The following is a 22,125-nucleotide window of genomic DNA, read 5'->3' as shown; positions in this document are numbered from 1 at the left end:
ATGCGGTTAACCAAACAGACAAATTATGCACTTCGAATGCTCATGTACTGTGCAGATAATCAAGGATCTCTCAGTCGCATTCCAGAAATAGCCAAGGCATATGCCGTATCCGAGCTTTTTTTATTTAAAATTCTTCAACCACTTGTTGAAGCAGGCTTTATACAAACAGTCCGTGGACGCAATGGAGGCGTTAAATTGGCTAAACCCGCAACCGAAATTTCGGTAGCCGATGTTGTGAAAGTAACAGAAGATAACTTTTATATGGCAGAATGTTTCGATGTTGCTGAATCGAACTGTCCATTAATAGATTTTTGTGGTTTAAATGCCGCCCTTCAAAAAGCATTAAATGCTTTTTTTGATGTTTTATCAGTGATATCTCTTGCTGATCTAAAACGGAAAAACTTTCAAAATCAATTGAAATTTGACGGTCATAAAACAATCAACTAAGCAATATAAAAGGAGAGAAAATATTTCTATTGCAGCGATAATATTAGCCGCTGGACGCGGTGAAAGAGCAGGATCTCCACAAAAAACTCCCAAACAATACCGACTTCTAGGAAAAGAACCGGTTATTTATCATACTGTGCGCTGTTTTGTACAGCATCCAGCCATTACAACGATTGTTCTTGTTATTCATCCAGAAGACCATCAAATTTGTGAACAAGCTATTGCTGATTTTAAAGAACATCTTATTATCGTTGAAGGAGGGAATACACGTCAAATATCCACCTTAAATGGACTGCATGCACTTAAAAATTTTAAGCCTCAATATGTGCATATTCACGATGGTGCACGTCCCTTTATCGAAAATCAATTCCTCGAGAAAATTCATACCACCATCAACCAAAAAGAAGGTGTTCTTCCTGTCCTTGCTGTCTCTGACACCCTTAAACGTGTAAATGACGCACATTATGTTTTAGAAACAATTGCCCGCACCCATCTCTATAGTGCGCAAACTCCACAGTGCTTTCCCTTTGAAAACATCTTAGCTGCTCATGAAAAAGCAAGGCAAGCTTGTAAACAAGAATTTACTGATGATTCTGCAATTGCCGAATGGTTTGGAATTCCTATGCGCACAATTCCTGGGGATCCTAACAACATAAAAATTACATGGCACGAAGATTTTAAGACTGCACATTTATATCTCCAGAAAAAAATGCAAATGTTTCCTGATATCCGTACTGGCAATGGTTATGATGTTCACTCTTTCGAAGAAGGATCTTCTCTTACATTATGCGGCGTAAAAATCCCTTTTCATAAAAAATTAAATGGACACTCTGATGCTGATGTCGCTTTTCATGCATTAACAGATGCCCTGCTCGCTACACAAGGAGCAGGAGATATAGGCACGCATTTTCCTCCCTCTGATCCTCAATGGAAAAATGCATCTTCAGAAATTTTTCTCCGTTATGCTCTTGATATTGTTAAACAAGCAGGAGGACGTATTGCCAATGTTGATATTACACTGATCGCCGAAGCCCCGAAAATTAGCCCCTATCGTCATAAAATGGTAGAAAATCTTATGGATGTGCTCACAATTTCAACCGATCGGATTTCTATCAAAGCAACAACAAACGAAAAGCTCGGATTTATTGGTCGTGGGGAAGGCATTGCGGCTTTTGCAACAGCTAACGTTCTTTATCCAGGAGAAATTCCAAAATGACAGATTCTTGTGAAAAACAAGCACATAACGTGCTGACAGCTTGTCGCCAAAAAAGCTTACTCTTAACAACTGTCGAGTCTTGTACAGGAGGCCTCATTGCTGCTAATCTCACTAATATTGCAGGATCATCAGATGTTCTCGATTGTGGATTCGTTGTTTATTCAAATGAAGCTAAAACGCGTCTTATTGGCGTATGTGCTGAGCTTATAAAAACGCACGGTGCTGTTTCAAAAGAAGTTGCTCTTGCAATGGCTGAGGGCGGATTAAAATACTCACACGCCGGAATTGCAGTTTCTGTAACAGGAATTGCTGGACCAGGAGGAGCAAGTCTCAATAAACCTGTAGGACTTGTACATTTTGCAGTTGCTTACAAAAATCATAGAACTCTGCACAAAGAAATGCATTTTGGTAACCTTGATCGCAACACTATCCGCGATGCAGCCGTTAAAAATGCTTTGAAAATGGTCTTGCAATCTCTCCAATGAAGTCTAAAATTCAATTCTCAAATTTTATGCTACCACAAGGACAACCGGTGAAATTCGATACATATCGTGTAAATATCAACTGAATAAATTATGTTGCCGGATGTCCATAAATTTGATGTGCGCGCATTTCAAAAGCATCGGTAAACTTACGAACTGCAATGTCAAACATTGATCCCATCACTAATCCAAGCATTTTGCTTTTAAATTCATAATTAATAAAAAACTCTACCTTACATGCATTAATATTTTCAATATCTTGAAAATCCCAACGATTTTCAAGATATCTGAATGGACCATCAATATATTTGACCTCTATAAGATTTTCCTTTGGCTGAAGAAATACCTGAGTGGTAAAAATTTCTCGGATAAGCTTATAACCAATGATCATATCAGCAAGAATTAATGTTTTTCCCTCATATTCCTTACGAGAACGTACTATTAACCCTTCACACATTGGTAAAAACTCAGGATAATGCTCAATATCTGAAACAAGATCAAACATTTCACGGGCACTATGGGCAATCTGCCGATGTGTTGTAAAAGTCGGCATAATTATCTCTGTAAGGTAAATTTCTCAGCACGTGCTTTTTGTAAAATCGCGAAATCATCGCCAGCATGATGAGATGAACGCGTCAAAGGATTGGAAGCCATATGTAAAAAACCTTTCACTTTACCAATTTTGGCAAAAGACTCAAATTCTTCAGGAGGCACAAAACGAATAACTGGATGATGCTTGCGCGTAGGCTGCAAATATTGCCCTATTGTCATAAAGTCAACATCAGCAGAACGCAAATCATCCATTAATTGAAGAATTTCATTTCGCTCTTCTCCAAGACCAACCATAATTCCTGATTTTGTAAAGATCGTTGGATCAAGTTCTTTAACGCGTTGCAAAAGCCGAACTGAATGAAAATAACGTGCTCCTGGACGAACTTTTAAATATTTAGAAGGAACGGTTTCTAAATTATGATTAAAAACATCAGGCTTAGCAGCAACAACAACTTCTAAAGCGCCATCCTTATGGCGAAAATCAGGTGTAAGAACTTCAATTGTCGTCTTGGGAGTTTTTCGACGAATCGCATCAATAACTTTTGCAAAATGCTCAGCACCACCATCAGCAAGATCATCACGATCAACTGATGTAATGACAACATGTTTTAGAGCCATCTGTGCTACAGCATCCGCCACACGTTCTGGCTCATTATCATCAACAGCAAGCGGAATACCTGTCGCAACATTGCAAAATGCACAAGCCCGCGTACATATTTCGCCTAAAATCATAAAGCTGGCATGCCGCTGGCTCCAGCATTCGCCAACATTGGGACAACCGGCTTCTTCACATACGGTCACTAATTTATGAGTGCGCACAATACCATGCGTTTCTTTATAGACCTGTGATGTCGGTGCTTTTACCCGAATCCAATCTGGTTTTTTTTGAATGCTTGTATCCGGACGGTGTGCTTTTTCAGGATGACGCAAACGTCTATTCGTAACTCTATCAACAACCGTAACCATTTAAGCCTTTGCCCTATCAATATAGAATGACAATGAAAAATTAAATATAAAATCTTTCATACAATCTAGCCATCAAGCATTTAAAACTTGACCATAAGCATCCAATACACTTTCTTTCATCATTTCCGATAATGTCGGGTGTGGAAAGACAGTATGCATCAATTCTTGCTCGGTTGTTTCAAGATTCATGGCAATAACAAAACCTTGAATCAATTCTGTTACCTCTGCTCCTACCATATGTGCACCAAGAAGCTGCCCCGTTTTTTTATCAAAAATAGTTTTCACTAATCCTTGGTCTTCACCCAAAGCAATCGCTTTGCCATTCGCTGAAAAGGTATAACGACCAACACGGATATCATAACCTGCTTCTTTTGCAGCAGCTTCTGAAAGCCCTACAGATGCAACTTGCGGTGTACAATATGTACATCCTGGAATTTTCCTCTTATCAAGCGGATGAACATTTTCCAAGCCTGCAAGATGTTCAATGCATATCACGCCCTCTTCTTCTGCTTTATGTGCCAACATAGGAGGACCAGCAACATCACCAATAGCATAGATACCCTCGACACCTGTCCAACTCCATTCGTCGGTTACAATACACCCGCGATCCGTTTTTATACCCAATGCTTCTAATCCTAGATTCTCAATATTACCTTGAATTCCAACAGCTGAAATCATCCGATCAGCTGTAATTATTTCTGTCTTACCCTTCACATCAATATGTGCTGTAACAAAATCAGAAGCTTTTTCAACTTTGGTTACTTTTGCCTGTGTGAGAATGCGTATACCTTTTTTTTCTAACTGTTTACGAGCAAAGGTTGAAATTTCAATATCTTCAGCAGGCATGATATAAGGCATCATTTCAACAACAGTAACCTTAGCTCCCATATCATGATAGAAAGAGGCAAATTCAATACCAATTGCTCCAGACCCCATTATCAAAAGTGACTTCGGCATTGCCTGTGGAATCATCGCTTCAAAATAAGTCCAAATGAGCTTTCCGTCTGGCTCAATACCCAGAAGAGAGCGAGGACGTGCACCAGTTGCAATAATAACGTGCTTTGCTTGATAAATCCCCTCTCCTAATGTCCCTTTAGGGACTGGACTTTGCGGTTGCATAATCGGTTTAGACGATGAAGAAACCATAATTTCCGCAGGTTGGTTTCCTTTAGTTCCCTTAATAAGCTTTGCTTCACCCCAAATAATGTCGATTTTGTTTTTTTTCATTAAAAAACCGACACCAGCATTTAAACGCGCTGAAACTCCACGCGAACGTGCCACAACATCTTTAATGTTTGCTTCAATCTTACCATTAAGCTTTAAACCATAATCCTTCGCATGTTCAGCAAAATGCTTTATTTCTGCTGAACGCAAAAGCGCTTTGGTTGGAATACAACCCCAATTTAAGCAAATTCCACCAAGATGTTCACGTTCAACAATTGCAGTCTTAAAACCACATTGCGCCGCACGAATTGCAGTTACATATCCACCAGGACCTGATCCAATCACAATTACATCATAAAGATTCGCCACAGTAATCCCTCCATGGATATAGACAAAACAGATATGAACTCTTTAAGCTTAAAATAAAAAACATTATGACAAAATTTTCTTGTGTCTTTCAATTCAAAGCTTCACATAAAAGACCTTCGCTCACTTAAAAATTGCTCTTAAAATTTTTTTTAATCACTTTTACCATTCTAACATATTATACTCACACATAATTTACATGAAGTATTTTTAAACAGCTCAAATAAGCATTGCTAATGGATTTTCAATTATCTTCTTAAAAGTCTGCGCAAGCTCTGCTGCTAAAGCACCATCAACAGCACGATGATCAGCAGAAAGTGTAACTGACATGACTGTCGCAACACCTAATGCGCCATTTTTAACAACAGCACGTTGTTCCCCTACACCAATCGCAAAAATTGTCGCATGTGGTGGGTTAAGAATAGCAGAAAAACTTTTCACACCATACATTCCCATATTTGATACAGCTGTCGTTCCTCCCTGATATTCTTCCATTTTTAACTTGCGCTCACGTGCACGCTTGACAAAATCTTTCATCTCATGAGAAATAATGGATAAAGATTTTTCCTCTGCATGGCGAACAATGGGGGTAATTAACCCATCCGGAACAGAAACTGCCACACCTACATCACAATGTTTGTGATGGAGTATTCCATCTTCAAGCCAAGAGACATTAGCATCAGGAACCGCCTTTAAAGAAAGCGCTACAGCTTTAATAACCATATCATTCACAGAAAGCTTATAAGCGGGCTTAATCCCTTCTTGCGTCTTAATCATTGGTGCAGCAGCATTCAATTGCGTACGAAGGACCAATAACGCATCGAGTTCACAATCGAGCGTCACATAGAAATGTGGTACCGTCTGCTTTGATTCAACCAAACGCTTAGCGATTGTTTTACGCATATTATTATGGGGAGTGAATGTATATTCATCTTCTTTGAACAGCTTCAATACCTGTTCGTCAGACGCACCTGTTCTTATGGATTGTCTAATTTGTGATGAATCAGAATCTTCAAGAGTACCACTCCTCAAGGCTTTTTCTACATCGCGTTTAATAATACGCCCATGAGGACCGCTTCCAGAAATAAGTGATAAATTAAAACCAAACTGAGCTGCCAATCGCCGCGCTAAGGGAGAGGAAAAAAGACGCATATCCTTTTTATCTCGCTGTACGACTTGTTGAACTGATGATCCATCAGATATCTGGATTGTCTTTAGATCTGTTTGTTTTATCTCCTCTGTTTCTTTGACCGAAAAACAGGAAGGTGTTTCTTGTGCAACCTTTGCCGCCTCAGCTAAATCTTCACCCTCTTCTGCTAAAACAACAATCAAACTATTTACTTTAACGCCTTGCGTACCAGCAGGAACAACGATCTTAGCAACTGTCCCTTCATCAATGGCCTCTACTTCCATTGTTGCTTTATCTGTCTCAATTTCAGCAATAACATCACCAGTGGAAACCTTATCCCCAACCTTAACATTCCATTTTGATAAATGCCCTTCTTCCATCGTTGGGGAAAGCGCAGGCATTGTAATTTTAATGGGCATAGTGCTTTCCTCCGTTACATTCTATAAGTCACAGCCTTAACAGCGTCAACAATCTCAGCAATGCTGGGCAAAGCCAATTTTTCAAGATTAGCAGCATAAGGCATCGGAACATCTTTACCAGAAATTGTAGCAACTGGTGCATCAAGATAATCAAAAGCTTGCTGCATAACACGTGTTGCTATTTCAGTTCCAACAGATGACTGAGGATACCCCTCTTCAATTGTTACCAAACGACCTGTTTTTTTAACTGAAGAAACAATTGTTGGAAGATCCATTGGACGTATGGTCCGTAAATCAATTAATTCAACGTCAATACCAAGTTTTTCAATTTCTGACAACGCTTGAACGGCATAATGCATCCCAATCCCACAAGCAACAATCGTGACATCTTGTCCAGATTTATGAATACGCGCCTTACCAATAGGTAAAACAAAATCATCTATTTGAGGAACCTCAAATTGATGACCATATAAAATTTCGTTTTCAAGAAAAATAACAGGGTTGTCATCACGAATCGCAGCCTTTAGCAAACCTTTTGCATCTGCAGCACTATAAGGCATGACAACCTTAAGCCCTGGCACATGACTGTACCATGCCGCATAACACTGAGAATGCTGGGCACCAACACGCGCCGCCGCACCATTTGGACCACGAAAAACCATCGGAGCAGTCATTTGCCCACCAGACATATAACGGGTTTTCGCCGCAGAGTTGATAATTTGATCAATCGCCTGCATAGCAAAATTAAATGTCATAAACTCAACAATAGGACGCAACCCCCCAAAAGCAGCACCAACAGCCAATCCTGCAAACCCATGTTCTGTAATGGGTGTATCAATAACGCGGCGTGCACCAAATTCTTCTAATAAACCTTGGCTTACTTTATAAGCACCTTGATATTGTGCTACTTCTTCTCCCAATAAGAAAACCATCTCATCACGCCGCATCTCTTCCGCCATAGCCTGATTAAGTGCTTCACGCACTGTCATGGTAACCATCGAAGTCCCCACTGGAATATCGAAATCAGAACTATGCTCAGAAGCAGAAGATGCTTGCACCACCGCAGAAAGAGACGAAGATTCCTCTTTGGATTTTTGTTGCAAATCTAAAAAATTAGCAGTTTGTGAAAGATCCTCAACACTCTCACCTTCTTCTAATAATACCGCAATAACAGTATTAACCTTTACACCTTCAGAACCTTCAGAAACACAAATCTTCCCAAGAGTGCCTTCATCAACGGCTTCTACTTCCATCATTGCTTTATCAGTTTCAATTTCGGCAATCACATCACCAGAGCTAATTTTATCACCTTCTTTCTTGAGCCACTTAGACAATTTACCTTCTTCCATCGTTGGTGAAAGCGCAGGCATCAAAATATCAATAGACATACTCGCTTCCCTCGCATCAAACTAAAACATCAGTATAGAGCTCAGAAACATCTGGCTCTTGATCACTTTGCGCAAAATCTGCCGCATCCGCAACAATCGCACGTACCTCTTTATCAATAGACTTTAAATCGTCTTCACTCGCCCAACTTTGTTTAAGAATCCGATCTTTCACCTGATCAATTGGATCGTGTTCTTCTTTTATTTTTTGAACCTCTTCCTTGGTACGATATTTTGCTGGATCAGACATCGAATGACCACGATAGCGATAAGTCTGCATATCGAGAATGATTGGCCCTTTACCCGAACGCGCCCAAGAGATTGCTTCATCAGCAGCTCCTTTTACTGCTCGAACATCCATACCATCAACAACAATACCTGGAATTTCAAAAGAAAGACCACGACGAGAAAAATCAGTCTCTGCCGAAGCACGCGCAACTGATGTTCCCATAGCATATTGATTATTTTCAATAATATAAATAACAGGAAGCTTCCAAAGCGAAGCCATATTAAAACTTTCGTAAACCTGCCCCTGATTAGCAGCTCCATCACCAAAATACACTAAGGTCACATTATCTTTGCCAAGATACTGATTCGAAAATGCTAAACCGGAGCCAATCGGAACCTGTGCACCAACAATACCATGTCCACCATAAAAATTCTTTTCTTTAGAAAACATATGCATTGAGCCCCCTTTCCCCTTGGAAAACCCACCTTGACGCCCCGTTAATTCTGCCATGACACCATGCGGACTCATACCAACCGCCAACATATGTCCATGATCACGATAAGATGTGATAACCTGATCGCCTTCTTTTGCTGCTTTTAGTGTTCCAATAACAACAGCTTCCTGCCCAATGTAGAGATGACAAAACCCACCAATAAGCCCCATACCATAAAGTTGGCCTGCTTTCTCTTCAAAACGGCGAATTAAAAGCATCTCACGATAAGCATCAATCTCTTCCTCTTTTGTAAAAGTGGCTCTTGGTGCTTTTTTTGTAGTGTTTGATAATGCAGTGTGCACCACCGACGCAGAACCTTTTTTAGACCTTTCTGCCATATTAAACTCCCTTTTATGATTATTTAGGAATAACCTTTACGAACAAAAGTTACAAGCATTATCAATCAGCTTAGATGACATCACAGATGATCTGTGTTAAAGTATTTCTGAAATCAAACCCTGTCTCATTAACTTTTCATATCATTGAAAGGGGTGAGTATTGTTAATTCATTTGGCTTAGAAAAATTTAAATTCTTCCGGATATACTCATCCAACATATCTCTTTCAATATGCCCATTGCGTAAAAGAAAAATACGCTTCTCAATAGATATTCTTTCGGATTCCACTTTATGAAGTTCCTCTTCTAATTCGACAATCTGTTGATTAACTTCAGTGCGCGAATACAGCCCATACTCACCATGGTAAATATGATAACTAAAATAGCTTAAAACTCCCATAGTCATAAGGGGGAGCACAAAGCGTACTTTGATTGATCGGCGTTTTTGCTTTGTCCACATAAAATAGCACAGTCTTTATAGCACAATCTTCTTAATATTTTGCCCAACTGTACATAATTTTAATTAATAGCCCATTACCATCCCCCCACTCATAAAAAATTGTTATTATATTCTGAATACCTCCCTATAAGGAAATTATGTGATCTCCTTTTATATTACAATTCTTGGCGTTTGCTAATTTGTAACTCTATATCCATTTTTGTCAGTAAATTTCCCCGTTACAATGAATATAAAATCAATAGTTCTCCAAATCAAAGTCACAATCAATCCAATCACCGTTAAAGACAGAACAAGCATTAAAATGCCCGTTCCAACTTTACCAACTATAAAGCGATGAATTCCTAATAAACCGAAGAACCAACAAACAACCCCAGCCACCACTTGTGAGTGTTCTGACACTTGTTGCACCAAAAGAGGAACAACAGATTTAATGGTATCCCCTTCACACACAAAATCAACAGCATCACCCACCTGCGGTGGATTCTTTCCTAACCAATCCCAATTCGAGAATTGATAGCGCTTACCATCATCACCCAAAACGAGATAAATTTGTTGATCCTGACTAATAATTCTACCTCTCATCTTTACCACCTATAAAATTGTTACTCACATGTTCTTATAAAGGAATTTCTTCTATTTTGATAATATGCCAATTAACATCACTGCGTGAATACAATCCGTACTCACCGTAATAAATGCGATATCTTAAATAGATTAAAATCCCCCCAATATTCTAAAATTCTCTATCGCCATAAGTGCCTGAGACAAATCATACTTTAACTGTATTGTCTCTTTATTGTGACGATAGAGAATAATACTGTCTTTTTCAATACTTTTAATCAACTATGCGTAATTTCACTATCAAAAATAGATAGAAGCAACTGATTGTTGCATATTTAATACAACAAAATAAGTAATAATACCTGCTTTTACACTCTTATATTACAACATACAGCTTCTACCAACGTGTAATTTGCTTTCCATCTTTGTCAGTAAACTTCCCAGAGGCAATAACTATAAAGTCAACAATTGCCCAAATCCCTGTAAGCATCAGCCCAGCAATTGTCAAAGATAGAATAAGCATTAAAGCACCTGTTCTCACTTTACCAACCATAAAACGGTGAACACCAAATACACCAGCAAACCAACAAATGAGTGCTAACATTGGTTTTGAAGGTTCTGAATCTTGTTGCGATAATGGGAAAACAGAATTTACAGTCTCACCTACACATAAAAAATCAACAGCATCACCTACTCTGGGAGGATTCTTCCCTAACCAATCCCAAGTTGCAAACTGATAACGCTTACCATCATCACCAGAAACGAGATAAGTCCCTTGATCTTGACTAATAATTATACCTCTCATCTTTAGCACCTATAAAATGTTGAATACATATCTTACAGTTAAATCTTATCATCTGAATGAGGTTACAATTTAAAATCTTAAGCTCATAACTCAACGCTGCACATTACCCGCATAACATGCCTGTTCCCCTAACATTTCTTCAATACGAATGAGCTGATTATATTTTGCTAATCTATCTGAACGTGCAAGCGAACCGGTTTTAATCTGCCCACAATTTGTTGCAACAGCGAGATCTGCAATAAAAGAATCTTCCGTTTCGCCAGAACGGTGAGATATAATGGCATGATAGCCTGCTTTATGTGCTGTTTCTACAGCATCAAGCGTCTCGCTCAAAGTCCCAATCTGATTCACTTTAATAAGAATAGAGTTGGCAGCACCCATTTTGATACCATCACGCAAACGCGTCGAATTTGTTACAAACAAATCATCGCCAACAAGCTGACATTTTTTACCAACCGAATTCGTAAGTAACTTCCAACCTTCCCAATCATCTTCAGCCATTCCATCCTCAATTGAAATAATGGGATAATTTTCAACAAGGTGTGTCAAATAATCTACTTGTTCCTGAATACAACGACACTTACCCTCACCTTTATAAAAATATGATCCGTCTTTATACAATTCTGTTGAAGCGCAATCTAAACCAAGCGCAATTTGTTCACCTGGTTTATATCCACACGCTATTATAGATTCTATAATAAAATCAATTGCCTGCTCCGCGCTTTTAAATTGGGGTGCAAAACCACCTTCATCACCAACATTAGTATTATGTCCTGCATCCTTCAAACGTTTTTTCAATGTATGAAAAACCTCCGCACCGTAGCGGACTGCTTCTTTTAGTGTCGATGCACCAATAGGAATAATCATAAATTCTTGAAAATCAATTGGGTTATCAGCGTGAACTCCACCATTAATAATATTCATCATTGGTGTCGGAAGAACATGCGCCTGTATACCACCAATATAACGATATAAAGGCAAACTTAATGATTCTGCCGCTGCCTTTGCAACAGCTAATGAAACCCCGAGAATGGCATTAGCACCAAGACGTGCTTTGTTGGGTGTCCCATCTAAGGCGATCATTGCTTGATCAATGGCCATTTGATTTCTTGCATCTCTCCCACCAAGTTCCTCAAGAATTTCACCATTGACTGCGGCAACTGCTTTCTCAACGCCTTTTCCTTGATAGCGCACACCACCATCACGAAGCTCTACAGCTTCATGGGCCCCTGTCGATGCCCCTGAAGGGACAAGAGCGCGACCAAAAGCTCCGTTTTCCAAATGAACATCAACTTCTACTGTTGGATTCCCTCGGCTATCAAGCACCTCACGTCCAATGATATCAACAATTATAGTCATGCGTGTGTCCTTATCCAGCAAAAGTTTTGATTCATTTTAAACGCCATAATGAAAAATACCCTCTCTCTTCAATGTAACTTTTTTGATAAATAATCAAATTCCATTAAAGTCTCAAGAAGTCTTTGTAAATGATCAATTTTAACCATATTAGGTCCATCAGAAGGCGCGTTATCTGGATCTTGATGCGTTTCTAAAAAAACACCTGCGACCCCAACAGAAACAGCTGCACGCGCCAAAACTTCGACAAATTGACGCTGTCCACCAGATGAAACACCTTGACCACCGGGTTCTTGAACAGAATGCGTTGCATCAAAAATAACAGGAGCACCAAATGAACGTAAAATAGGCAATGAACGCATATCAGAAATAAGCCGGTTATAACCAAATGAAGTCCCTCGTTCACAAAGCATAACATTCGGATTCCCGCTTTGTGTAACTTTTTTTAAAACATTCTCCATATCCCACGGCGCTAAAAATTGACCTTTTTTAATATTGATAATGCGCCCCGTTTTGGCAGCCGCTATCAAAAGATCTGTTTGACGACATAAAAACGCAGGGATTTGCAAAATATCTACTGTAGAAGCAACAATCGTGCATTGCTCTTCTGTATGGACATCAGTTAATACTGGACAACCAAATTCCTTCTTCAAATCAGAAAAAATAGCCATTGCTTTTTCAAGACCGATGCCCCGTACCGCACCCAAAGATGTTCGGTTGGCTTTATCATAACTCGATTTATAAACAAATCCAATGCCAACTTGATCTGCAATTGCCTTAATCCGACCAGCCATTTCAAAGGCATGATCTCGGCTCTCCATTTGACATGGCCCCGCAATTAATGAAAAAGAAGCTTTATTTGAAAAAACAACATTTCCAACTTTCACAATGGTATTTGGTTTAGACATTCTATTCCTCAAAAAGTAAACAATCTCATTGATGTACTAAACCAATCGACTTTGTTCTATAGCTGCTTCAATAAAAGAAGAAAAAAGTGGATGTGGATCAAATGGACGTGATTTCAGTTCCGGATGGTATTGGACACCAATGAACCAAGGATGATCTGCATATTCTATTGCTTCTGGCAAAATACCATCGGGAGACATACCAGAAAAAATTAAACCACACTGTTCTAGTTTGTCTTTATAATCGATATTGACCTCATAACGATGACGATGTCGCTCATTAATCCTTGTTATCCCGTAAATCTTGGCAATATGGCTATTTTCTTTTAATTCAGCGGGAAAAGCACCAAGACGCATTGACCCTCCAAGATTACTACAGTGTGTACGTTGCTCAAGAACCTCCCCTTTGAACCATTCTGTCATCAAACCCACAATCGGATTTTTTGTTTGGCAAAATTCACTTGATGAAGCTTCCTCAATCTTTGCAATATTGCGTGCAGCTTCTATACAAGCCAATTGCATTCCAAAACAAATCCCTAAAAAGGGAACTTTACGTTCCCGTGCAAATTGAATGGCTCGCATTTTTCCTTCTGCACCACGTGCCCCAAAAGCACCAGGTACCAGAACTCCATGAACCTTTTGTAAAGTAGATGTTGGATCTTCTCTTTCAAAAATCTCTGCATCAATCCATTCAATATTAACCTTCACTTTATTGGCTAAACCACCATGGGCAATCGCTTCGGTAAGAGATTTATAAGCATCCTTCAATCCGATATATTTTCCAACAACAGCAATTGTTACTTCCCCTTCAGGATGGTGAATCCAATGTGTAATATCTTCCCAATGATCCATCTTAGGCTTAGGTGCTGGATTCATTCCAAAAGTAGCCAGAACTTCTGAATCTAACCCCTCTTTATGGTAAGCTATGGGAACATCATAAATTGTTGGCATATCCAATGCCTGAATAACTGCACTTGAACGAACATTACAAAAAAGTGATAATTTGCTTCGCTCTGTTTCCGGAATAGAACGATCTGCACGCACTAACAAAATATCGGGCGCTATACCAATCGATTGTAATTCTTTGACGGAATGTTGCGTTGGTTTGGTTTTTAATTCACCAGACGAAGGAATATAAGGCATTAATGTAAGATGGACATAAATAACACTGTTCCTTGGTAATTCATTGTGAAGCTGACGAATCGCTTCTAGAAAAGGCATTGCTTCAATATCACCAACCGTTCCACCTATTTCACACAAAACAAAGTCAAATTCCTCATTCCCCGTCGTAATAAATCCCTTAATTTCGTCGGTAACATGAGGTACAACTTGAACGGTTGCCCCCAAATAATCACCGCGTCGTTCTCGTTCAATGATATTTTGATAAATACGCCCTGTTGTAATATTATCTTGGCTATTTGCAGAACGCCCCGTAAAACGCTCATAATGGCCAAGATCAAGATCAGTTTCTGCACCATCATCGGTCACAAACACCTCACCATGTTGATAAGGTGACATTGTCCCTGGATCAACATTCAAATAAGGATCAAGTTTGCGAAGCCGTACACGATACCCACGAGCCTGTAACAGTGCAGCTAACGCCGCCGCAGCAATACCTTTCCCAAGAGAGGAAACCACACCACCAGTAATAAAAACATAACGTGTCATGGGCTTATGGTGATAAGCAGTTTATACAAATTTTTCCAGCAAAAAATGCAAAAAAAAATAATTTTTCCTCTATAAAACAAAAAAGGTGAAAAAATCACCTTTCTTAAAATCTATAATTTCTTAAAAAGACTATTTTTTACCATTATCCGGAACTGGATTTTCAAGAACCGGCGGAACGGGGTTTTCAATTTCAGGATTTATAGGCTCTTTTTGTTCCTGAGATGGAGCAGAAGTTCCTCCTAGCTGTTCAAGAATAGAAGGCTGAGAATTACCATCTGATGATGGGGTCACTTCCGGAATCCCTTTATTTTTAGAGTTCTTTTCTGAGTTAACCGGAATACGCTTGAGAATATCAGAACTCGAATTCGATATACTCCCCACAACGGTAAGTCCAATGGACACTGCAAAAAAACAACATGCCAAAATAGCAGTCAAACGTGTTAACGGATTTTTGGACCCGCGTGTTCTCATCAACCCAGAACCATTACTCGCACCAAACCCGCCACCTTCCGAAGGTTGAATTAAGATAACACCAACCAAAGTAATAACAACCAAAAAATGAATAACTATAAATACTGTTTGCATAAACCCTGCTCTTTAAATAACTTTTCACGGCTCTTTACACAAAAATAGCACATAATCCAAGGGAAAACCAAGATTCCTTTGTTATAATTTACGATAGACATCGCAAATGGTTAAAAAGTCAATCGCTTTCAAGCTTGCTCCACCTATCAGAGCACCATTAACATGCTCGGTGCTCAAAAGCTCAAATGCATTAGATGGTTTTACTGACCCACCATAAAGCAAACGTATCTTGTTTCCTTCATGACCAAAACGAGCGCACATCTCATTACGAATAAAACTATGCACTTCTGCTACATCTGCTGAAGTAGCCGTATTGCCTGTCCCTATAGCCCATACTGGTTCATAAGCAATGATGACATTCCCTGCTGTTGCACCATCTGGCAAAGATCCCTCAAGCTGTTGCTTGAGAATGTCTAGCACCTTATTACTTTTACGTTCCTCTAATGTTTCACCAATACAAACAAGAGCAACAAGACCTGTTCGCCATGCCGCTTGCACTTTAGTACAAACAATTGCATTATTTTCTTGATAAACCGTGCGACGTTCTGAATGCCCAATAATGACATGGGTTGCCCCTGCTTCTTTAAGCATAAAAGCTGAAACATCCCCAGTATAAGGGCCATGATCATCACAGTGACAATCTTGTCCCCCTAAAAGAAGATTTGTACCACCCAACGTATCAGAAGCCCGCGATAAAAGTGTTGCTGGAACACAAATAAGCGCCTCAAGAAAATAGCCTAAATCAGTGCTAACACCAGCAGCAATGGCACGCAACTCTCCAAGCGATTCACCGGTTCCATTCATTTTCCAATTTCCAGCAACAAAAGGCCGAATATTTGGAGACATATTTTCACCTCAGAAATTATCACAACATATCCTTCATCCCTTAGGTATCAAATTATAAAGCGAAAGCAAGTCTTTAAGCTTGCATCTTTCGCATCTTTATTGCAAATTCCGTTACTGCTTTGATAATAACGCATGCTAAAAATGGAATTGAACAATGCTTGACACCATGAGAAGTGCTGCAAATTCTTGGATTGCCAAGATTCTCCTTGCTATTTTGCTCTTATGCTTCATCCTTTTATGGGGAATACCACAGTTACATACAAAAGGTGAAAGGGACCTTATTACTTCTGGAAAGTCTACAATAACTGTCGATGGTTACCGTCTTGCACTTGCCGATCAAAGCACACGTTTAGCATTCGCATCTCATCTCGGGCGAATGTTCACACCAAACGAAATGCAGCAATACAAAATTCCCGCTTTTGTTTTCAATCAATTACAAGAAAATGTCCTGTTTGATGAACAGGCACGTAAAATGAAAATTAGTCTTTCAAAAGATACAATAGCGCGTATTCTTGGCGCTGATAATATGTTTCAAATGAATGGGACCTTTGATCAAAATTTGTTTCGTAACTATCTTAAGCATTTAGGTATCAGCGAAAATAATTTTCTTGATTATTACACCCAAAAGGAGAAACGTAACCAGCTTCTTGCTGCTACGATGTCAGGGATGAAGGCACCAGATCTTTTTTATAAGTCCCTCGCTGTGTATCAAAGAGAGACCCGAATCGCTGATTATCTTGTTATTGATCTCAACGAGAAAACAATTGTTGCCCCCAACCAAGAAACGTTACGAAAATGGTTTGAAACTCATAAAAATAGATTTCGTACTCCAGAATACCGCACTGTTTCTTTATTATCTATAACATCGGATCAGATTATAAAACCCGAAGATATTTCAAAAGACGAAGCAAGAGTTTATTATACACAAAATACTTCGCTTTTTATGACCCCTGAAAAACGCACAATTGAAGAGCTCCGATTCTCTACCCGTGAAGCTGCTGATAATGCGGCAAAAAAAATAGCCGATGGATTGAGTTTTGATGAGCTGGTTAAAGCTGAAAACAAAACACTCAATGACATAAAAAAAGGGCCTCTAACAGAAAATGAGCTTCCTAGTCATCTAGCATCTGAGGTCTTTGAACTCAAACAAGGGCAAGTTAGTGCTGTAATCAATAGTATACAAGGTCCTGTTATCATTCGCGTAACACATATTGAGCCTTCAGGATCACTTCCTTTTGAAAGGGTGGAAGAAAATATTCGTCAAAAACTCACTCAAAATCGTGCTGTGGATGTTTTACGTAATCATTATACAGCAATCGAAAATGCCCGTTTTGAAGGAGCCTCTCTTAAAGAACTTGCTGATCAATATAAATTACCTTTGCGTACAATCACGATTGATAAAACAGGAAAAACAATTGACGACACAATACTGACGGATTTACCGCAAAAAGACATTTTACTGAACGCCATCTATCAATCAAATGAAGGGGTCGATCTTGATCCTCTCACTCTTCAAAAAGGTGGATATCTCTGGTATAAGGTGGATAAGATTATCCCTGCACGCGATAGAACACTTGAAGAAGCCAAGGAAGATGTGCTTTCCCAATGGAAAAGTGAAGAAGCTCAAAGACTTCTTGATGAAAAAGCTCAAAATGTTCTTAAACAGATCACTGAAGGAAAAAGTCTTGTTTCTCTTGCTCATACACTTGGTGTTAAAAAACAAACAACACAAGCCCTACACCGCCACGATTCATCTGAAATTTTTGGAATTGAAGGCGTTAGAGCATTATTTTCCGGTCCAAAAGATCATTATGGTGTGGTAAAAGGCCCAGTTGCAACAAGCCGTATTGTTTATCAAATAAAGGCCGTAACCATACCTAAAGATCTCACCCCTCATACCCTTTCACCTGATATTCGTAACAATATAGACACCACAATAAGAGAAGATCTGAAGCTAGAAATGCTACAAGTTGCCAATAAAGAACACCCTTTGGAAATTAATAGCTCTCTTTATCAGAAAATCTTCAATACTCGTCAGTAAAAAATCTGGCAAATGATTTTTGATATTTAAGTGATAAGATTTCAATCAGAACTCTCTTCTACAATTGAAAAAGTAAGATGGACTTCTTTTCTGTTAGTATGAGGATTAATAGAGTCCATAAAAATAATAAGAATCTCTGCAAACTCATGAGTTTGCAGGGAAACCGTAAATGCGATTCGGAAGATTAATTTTTTAAAGCAATAAAGAATGTAACTCATTCAGACAATTCTATGAATGTTCTTAATAACAAACGCTTATCACGTATAATCGTCTATACGCGCAACACTTTCTCAACCTATCGATTTATCTGTAACCATTAGAGATCATTTTCTCTTATTCAAAGATAAATTACCTTTCATTAACAAAGGTTAGACCACTCATCCATTCAAGAATCTCAAGATCATTACAAACCCAACCTCTGTAATTTTAAAGCTTGATCTTATGTTTTCTAATTTATTGACCATTGTACAGCACTAAACAAAAGAGACTATACAATACCTTCATCTCACCAAATCCAATTTTTAGCCACTCTAAGATTATCTTATCTCTTATCAATGCATTAGCAGTATTTTCGAAAAGAATTTTTCTTCATAATATTATATTGTGCAGTGATCTCCAACAAATTTCCTTGATTTCTTCTGTTCCTTTATAGCACTCTTTTATCCTTATAAAATCCTTGGAAAATTACTTCTTATTGCCGCTTTTGTTATTAACCAATAACGACGAAGCAATGGTAAAGTTGCACTTTCTTGAAAAACCCTAGCTCCCAACTGTGTGGATTTTTGAAGAGATGCTGGTATAATTGCTAATGGAAGAAATGCTGGTTTAAGTATTCTAGGCAAAGTATGAGAATATTCATAAAACTTGGCATAATGCCCTCGCGTTACCGCTACCATAGCTTCAATAATGCAGCACTTTTGTTCGTCATTGACACGATTACCCTCTAAATCCTTCCTATCCACTCCCACAGCCTTTAGTATATCAGCAGGTAAATAGTATTGATATCGTGATTGCATGAATGATATAAGGCGTAACATACCACTTAAACCTTGGGCAATCCCGCCACATTCACAGACATCTGTAAAATCTTGGGCCGCCTCAGGATCTAATATCTGACAAGAAAGCTGTAAAATGATATTCGCTGTTTCGCAACAATAGGATTCAAGATCATGAAGAGTTTCCATTGGATTGTGGTAAAGATCTAAAATCTGCGCATCACAGTAACGCAAAAAAGCTGTCTTGGGTAAATTAAAAAGAGTTATTGCTGCAAATAACTCATTGAGAATCGGATTATTTTTATTCTCTTGCATTTCACCATTAGCAATAGAATCATACCACCAGCGCAATCGTATCTCACCTATAAGCGGGTCGTGCACAGTTTCGCGAATACGAACAACTTCTACATTAAAAGCGTAAAGAGCAGCCAATGCTCTGCGCTTTTTTTTAGGTGCAAATAAAACCGATATATAGCGGTCACGATCAGTAGCACGCAAAATATCAAAACAATAAGGAAGAGAATCTATCATTTTATGACGCCTCTTAACCTCCTTTTTTAGTAATTAAAATTCTATTTTTATGCATATTTAAAATTTAATAGATGAAAAAACACAGCTACGAAAATAAGATTTGCCAATATGTCTTTACAATGTATTATGAATTAAGATCGCTTTTCTAAGCATTTTTTTAACGAAACAAAACACTCACAATATTTTTACTTCTAAAAAATTGGCTTGCTGTTATAATCTACCACTGAGAGTAAAAATTAATAAAGAGAGAAAGTCGCAAAAAAGCTTCGCGTTTAAGCTAGCATTTTTTCTAAAATAGCAGGTAATAATCACTCTACAACATATAGGCTTAATTGCATCAGACCTCATTTGTATAAAATTTTTGTGTCAATAAGAAAAGCTGTTTGCCTCTTAATATCTAAGGAGATCGAATAGCGTCACGTGTAAAGTTAAAAAGGAACGAAATGAGGACAAAGGAATATTTGACCATATTACAGATTAATGTATCATTTTAAGGATAACGCTACAGATTTTTTGGCATAAATCAGCCCGTTATTTCTGACTTCCCTCACCACATTCAATACTACTTCATCATCATTGGAACCAAGCTCACCAGTATTGTCTCATTGTCCTGCTGAAAAAAACAAAACACCTCATTCTTGGGGACCGTTTCAAAGGTATTCTCAAAAAAGCTTTTTGAGAAAGAAATGTGTTGCGGATCAGCTTTCTCTGATGCACTGATCACCAGATGAAAAACATCGTTAACCCTAGATGAGCACTTCACTCCCCTCCAAGCACTGGTGCATATGATCAAGCTCAAAGGCCGAAATAGTCATTTTACGGCTCGATCCATCAACCCTACTATCCAGAATAAAATTATCAGCATATTTTTATGTCAACCGTCCCGTAAACTATGTCTTTTCCTATTGATCACGGTTAATAACCCGCAAAATTCAAGAAGTAAACGATAAAGATTTGCCTGATGTCGAAATGGCGGAAAATATTCCTTTAACACTCGAATGATATTGGCTCCACGTATCATCAAAACCCGTTGCCCAATAACCATAGGGAATGAAAAATAAACGTGATCGTATCGCTTATTGGGACGCTTATCTGTAAAGAGATACATTCCGCTATCCATGGAGCGCTGATAACTGAGCAACCATTGATCATTGGAACCAAAAGAGCATTTAAAGAAAGACCTTAAGCGTGTTCGATAGAGCCCTGTTGCCTGAACACCAAGATTATTACAGGAAACTGTAAAGGACCAGAGCTCCTGTTTGACTATATGAAATTAAAAGATCAAATATTCAGAATAATCTCTTACCGCAAACTCTCTTATTAATTACATCTAACAAAAATCATCTGCTTACACATTACAAAAAGGAGTAACGTAGGGATTAAAAACTATTGAAGAAAAGAATAAACATATTAATGAAGTGTCTCATGTAATGTAAGAGCAGTTGTAATATTTTGAGCTGATAACATAGCGGTTTGTTTCTTTATAAACGTAAAGATCACATCATCCTATGAATCTTCCGTTTATTCTTTACAGACGGTAAGAAAAGATGCATCTGAAAGCTTTTAAGATAACTCTCCAAATTACACACGTGAATGAGTCGTGCAAGATGAAAATGAAACAGGAAAAAAAATCCACCTTGCCCAGAACCATTACCCTAAAGAATAAGCGCTTTGAACACTTTAGTTATCTTAATTCATATATGATTTCATTTTAGTAAGAGTTTCCTCACAAAGAGACTCCTTAACAAGTTCATCGGCTTTATGAGAATCTAATTCTTTCGCAATAAGCATACGAGCAGTGGAAACTGCCAAATCGATAGCAGATGAGGAAACCATACGTATTGCATCAGCTTCTGCTTGAGCAATTTTCTGCTCTGCCAATTTATTACGATTCCTTACATATTCTTCTGTTTTTGTACGAGCTTCTGCGATAACAGCTGCAACTTCATGCTTCGCCGCCGCGATAATCTCTTGCGCATCCTTTTCTGCTTCCGCATGTTTACGCTGATATTCAGCTAGCACCTCTTGCGCCTCTTCGCGAAGACGAAGAGCTTCATCAAGTTCATCTTTTATCCGCTTTGCTCGCGCATCAAGATGACGTACAGCCATCTGCGGAATTTTGAAATAGACCAAAAGAGCAAGAAAAAGAATTAATCCTACAAAAGCCCAAAAAGTATCAGTCATCCTT

Annotated in this window: 20 protein-coding genes and 2 pseudogenes; 4 read left to right on the top strand and 18 right to left on the bottom strand. The window is 38.6% G+C overall.

The genetic code is table 11. The features are described from left to right. From rirA to AC0QT4_RS02825, 3 genes are read left to right on the top strand one after another with little or no spacing between them, the layout of a single operon-like run. Positions 1–447: an iron-responsive transcriptional regulator RirA gene (rirA, locus tag AC0QT4_RS02835; protein WP_473200211.1), complete on the top strand. Its 447-nt coding sequence runs from the start codon at positions 1–3 to the stop codon at positions 445–447. Then, on the top strand, positions 422–1,663 hold the full coding sequence (locus tag AC0QT4_RS02830; RefSeq protein ID WP_473200210.1) for a bifunctional 2-C-methyl-D-erythritol 4-phosphate cytidylyltransferase/2-C-methyl-D-erythritol 2,4-cyclodiphosphate synthase: 1,242 nt from the start codon (positions 422–424) through the stop codon (positions 1,661–1,663). The genes rirA and AC0QT4_RS02830 overlap by 26 nt, the downstream gene beginning before the upstream one ends. Next, positions 1,660–2,148, top strand: coding sequence for a CinA family protein (locus AC0QT4_RS02825; RefSeq protein WP_473200209.1), 489 nt, complete (start codon positions 1,660–1,662; stop codon positions 2,146–2,148). Before AC0QT4_RS02830 ends, AC0QT4_RS02825 begins: the two co-directional genes overlap by 4 nt. A gap of 88 nt (positions 2,149–2,236) precedes the next feature. Here the strand turns inward: AC0QT4_RS02825 and AC0QT4_RS02820 are convergent, their stop codons facing one another. From AC0QT4_RS02820 to tpiA, 15 genes and pseudogenes are all read right to left on the bottom strand, one after another. After that, positions 2,237–2,698, bottom strand: coding sequence for a type II toxin-antitoxin system RatA family toxin (locus AC0QT4_RS02820; RefSeq protein WP_473200208.1), 462 nt, complete (start codon positions 2,696–2,698; stop codon positions 2,237–2,239). 2 nt (positions 2,699–2,700) lie between these two features. After that, entirely contained in the window at positions 2,701–3,663 is a 963-nt protein-coding gene (lipA, locus tag AC0QT4_RS02815; RefSeq protein WP_473200207.1) for a lipoyl synthase, read from the bottom strand. A 72-nt stretch (positions 3,664–3,735) separates the two neighbouring features. After that, complete coding sequence (gene lpdA / locus AC0QT4_RS02810; protein WP_473200206.1) at positions 3,736–5,196, bottom strand: dihydrolipoyl dehydrogenase; 1,461 nt, start codon at positions 5,194–5,196, stop codon at positions 3,736–3,738. Between the two features lie 216 nt (positions 5,197–5,412). Beyond that, positions 5,413–6,741, bottom strand: coding sequence for a pyruvate dehydrogenase complex dihydrolipoamide acetyltransferase (locus AC0QT4_RS02805; RefSeq protein ID WP_473200205.1), 1,329 nt, complete (start codon positions 6,739–6,741; stop codon positions 5,413–5,415). Between the two features lie 14 nt (positions 6,742–6,755). Next, positions 6,756–8,129, bottom strand: a complete 1,374-nt coding sequence (locus AC0QT4_RS02800; RefSeq protein ID WP_473200204.1) for a pyruvate dehydrogenase complex E1 component subunit beta — start codon at positions 8,127–8,129, stop codon at positions 6,756–6,758. Between the two features lie 16 nt (positions 8,130–8,145). After that, positions 8,146–9,186: a pyruvate dehydrogenase (acetyl-transferring) E1 component subunit alpha gene (pdhA, locus tag AC0QT4_RS02795; protein WP_473200203.1), complete on the bottom strand. Its 1,041-nt coding sequence runs from the start codon at positions 9,184–9,186 to the stop codon at positions 8,146–8,148. A 128-nt stretch (positions 9,187–9,314) separates the two neighbouring features. Next, positions 9,315–9,644: an FtsB family cell division protein gene (locus AC0QT4_RS02790; protein WP_473200202.1), complete on the bottom strand. Its 330-nt coding sequence runs from the start codon at positions 9,642–9,644 to the stop codon at positions 9,315–9,317. A 174-nt stretch (positions 9,645–9,818) separates the two neighbouring features. Next, positions 9,819–10,226 (bottom strand): TM2 domain-containing protein, encoded by a 408-nt coding sequence (locus tag AC0QT4_RS02785; protein WP_473200201.1) that lies wholly within the window; start codon positions 10,224–10,226, stop codon positions 9,819–9,821. 46 nt (positions 10,227–10,272) lie between these two features. Next, positions 10,273–10,374: pseudogene (locus tag AC0QT4_RS02780) on the bottom strand (FtsB family cell division protein); the annotation flags it as partial. Positions 10,375–10,602: 228 nt separating this feature from the next. Continuing rightward, a complete protein-coding gene (locus tag AC0QT4_RS02775) occupies positions 10,603–11,010 on the bottom strand; it encodes an NINE protein (RefSeq protein WP_473200200.1) in 408 nt (135 codons plus the stop codon). A 90-nt stretch (positions 11,011–11,100) separates the two neighbouring features. Then, positions 11,101–12,369 carry a phosphopyruvate hydratase gene (gene eno / locus AC0QT4_RS02770; protein ID WP_473200199.1) on the bottom strand — a complete coding sequence of 423 codons (1,269 nt, stop codon included), beginning with the start codon at positions 12,367–12,369 and terminating at the stop codon, positions 11,101–11,103. Positions 12,370–12,437: 68 nt separating this feature from the next. Then, positions 12,438–13,274, bottom strand: a complete 837-nt coding sequence (gene kdsA / locus AC0QT4_RS02765) for a 3-deoxy-8-phosphooctulonate synthase (protein ID WP_473200198.1) — start codon at positions 13,272–13,274, stop codon at positions 12,438–12,440. 36 nt (positions 13,275–13,310) lie between these two features. Then, a complete protein-coding gene (locus AC0QT4_RS02760) occupies positions 13,311–14,939 on the bottom strand; it encodes a CTP synthase (protein ID WP_473200197.1) in 1,629 nt (542 codons plus the stop codon). A 129-nt stretch (positions 14,940–15,068) separates the two neighbouring features. After that, positions 15,069–15,524, bottom strand: coding sequence for a preprotein translocase subunit SecG (gene secG, locus AC0QT4_RS02755; protein WP_473200196.1), 456 nt, complete (start codon positions 15,522–15,524; stop codon positions 15,069–15,071). 81 nt (positions 15,525–15,605) lie between these two features. Next, positions 15,606–16,370, bottom strand: coding sequence for a triose-phosphate isomerase (gene tpiA, locus AC0QT4_RS02750; RefSeq protein WP_473200195.1), 765 nt, complete (start codon positions 16,368–16,370; stop codon positions 15,606–15,608). Positions 16,371–16,524: 154 nt separating this feature from the next. On the opposite strand from tpiA, the gene AC0QT4_RS02745 reads away from it, so the two are divergent. Further along, positions 16,525–18,411, top strand: a complete 1,887-nt coding sequence (locus AC0QT4_RS02745) for a peptidyl-prolyl cis-trans isomerase (RefSeq protein ID WP_473200194.1) — start codon at positions 16,525–16,527, stop codon at positions 18,409–18,411. 665 nt (positions 18,412–19,076) lie between these two features. On the opposite strand, the gene AC0QT4_RS02740 is transcribed toward AC0QT4_RS02745, so the two are convergent. From AC0QT4_RS02740 to AC0QT4_RS02730, 3 genes and pseudogenes are all read right to left on the bottom strand, one after another. Next, complete coding sequence (locus AC0QT4_RS02740) at positions 19,077–19,937, bottom strand: phytoene/squalene synthase family protein (RefSeq protein WP_473200193.1); 861 nt, start codon at positions 19,935–19,937, stop codon at positions 19,077–19,079. A 932-nt stretch (positions 19,938–20,869) separates the two neighbouring features. Then, positions 20,870–21,204 (bottom strand): annotated as a pseudogene (locus AC0QT4_RS02735) (ShlB/FhaC/HecB family hemolysin secretion/activation protein). 422 nt (positions 21,205–21,626) lie between these two features. Next, on the bottom strand, positions 21,627–22,121 hold the full coding sequence (locus tag AC0QT4_RS02730) for a F0F1 ATP synthase subunit B (protein WP_473200192.1): 495 nt from the start codon (positions 22,119–22,121) through the stop codon (positions 21,627–21,629). Positions 22,122–22,125 lie beyond the last annotated feature (4 nt).

The organism is Bartonella sp. EBT8 (assembly GCF_055796165.1).
The sequence above is the reverse complement of the archived record's forward strand: the minus strand, read 5'-3'. Positions and strand labels throughout refer to the sequence as shown.

Bases quoted from the DNA above. Each gene is read 5' to 3' on its own strand.
- rirA (WP_473200211.1), top strand. From the start codon at position 1: ATGCGGTTAACCAAACAGACAAATTATGCACTTCGAATGCTCATGTAC.
- AC0QT4_RS02825 (WP_473200209.1), top strand. From the start codon at position 1,660: ATGACAGATTCTTGTGAAAAACAAGCACATAACGTGCTGACAGCTTGT.
- AC0QT4_RS02820 (WP_473200208.1), bottom strand. From the start codon at position 2,698: ATGCCGACTTTTACAACACATCGGCAGATTGCCCATAGTGCCCGTGAA.
- lipA (WP_473200207.1), bottom strand. From the start codon at position 3,663: ATGGTTACGGTTGTTGATAGAGTTACGAATAGACGTTTGCGTCATCCT.
- AC0QT4_RS02805 (WP_473200205.1), bottom strand. From the start codon at position 6,741: ATGCCCATTAAAATTACAATGCCTGCGCTTTCCCCAACGATGGAAGAA.
- AC0QT4_RS02800 (WP_473200204.1), bottom strand. From the start codon at position 8,129: ATGTCTATTGATATTTTGATGCCTGCGCTTTCACCAACGATGGAAGAA.
- pdhA (WP_473200203.1), bottom strand. From the start codon at position 9,186: ATGGCAGAAAGGTCTAAAAAAGGTTCTGCGTCGGTGGTGCACACTGCA.
- AC0QT4_RS02790 (WP_473200202.1), bottom strand. From the start codon at position 9,644: ATGTGGACAAAGCAAAAACGCCGATCAATCAAAGTACGCTTTGTGCTC.
- AC0QT4_RS02785 (WP_473200201.1), bottom strand. From the start codon at position 10,226: ATGAGAGGTAGAATTATTAGTCAGGATCAACAAATTTATCTCGTTTTG.
- AC0QT4_RS02775 (WP_473200200.1), bottom strand. From the start codon at position 11,010: ATGAGAGGTATAATTATTAGTCAAGATCAAGGGACTTATCTCGTTTCT.
- eno (WP_473200199.1), bottom strand. From the start codon at position 12,369: ATGACTATAATTGTTGATATCATTGGACGTGAGGTGCTTGATAGCCGA.
- kdsA (WP_473200198.1), bottom strand. From the start codon at position 13,274: ATGTCTAAACCAAATACCATTGTGAAAGTTGGAAATGTTGTTTTTTCA.
- AC0QT4_RS02760 (WP_473200197.1), bottom strand. From the start codon at position 14,939: ATGACACGTTATGTTTTTATTACTGGTGGTGTGGTTTCCTCTCTTGGG.
- secG (WP_473200196.1), bottom strand. From the start codon at position 15,524: ATGCAAACAGTATTTATAGTTATTCATTTTTTGGTTGTTATTACTTTG.
- tpiA (WP_473200195.1), bottom strand. From the start codon at position 16,370: ATGTCTCCAAATATTCGGCCTTTTGTTGCTGGAAATTGGAAAATGAAT.
- AC0QT4_RS02745 (WP_473200194.1), top strand. From the start codon at position 16,525: ATGCTTGACACCATGAGAAGTGCTGCAAATTCTTGGATTGCCAAGATT.
- AC0QT4_RS02740 (WP_473200193.1), bottom strand. From the start codon at position 19,937: ATGATAGATTCTCTTCCTTATTGTTTTGATATTTTGCGTGCTACTGAT.
- AC0QT4_RS02730 (WP_473200192.1), bottom strand. From the start codon at position 22,121: ATGACTGATACTTTTTGGGCTTTTGTAGGATTAATTCTTTTTCTTGCT.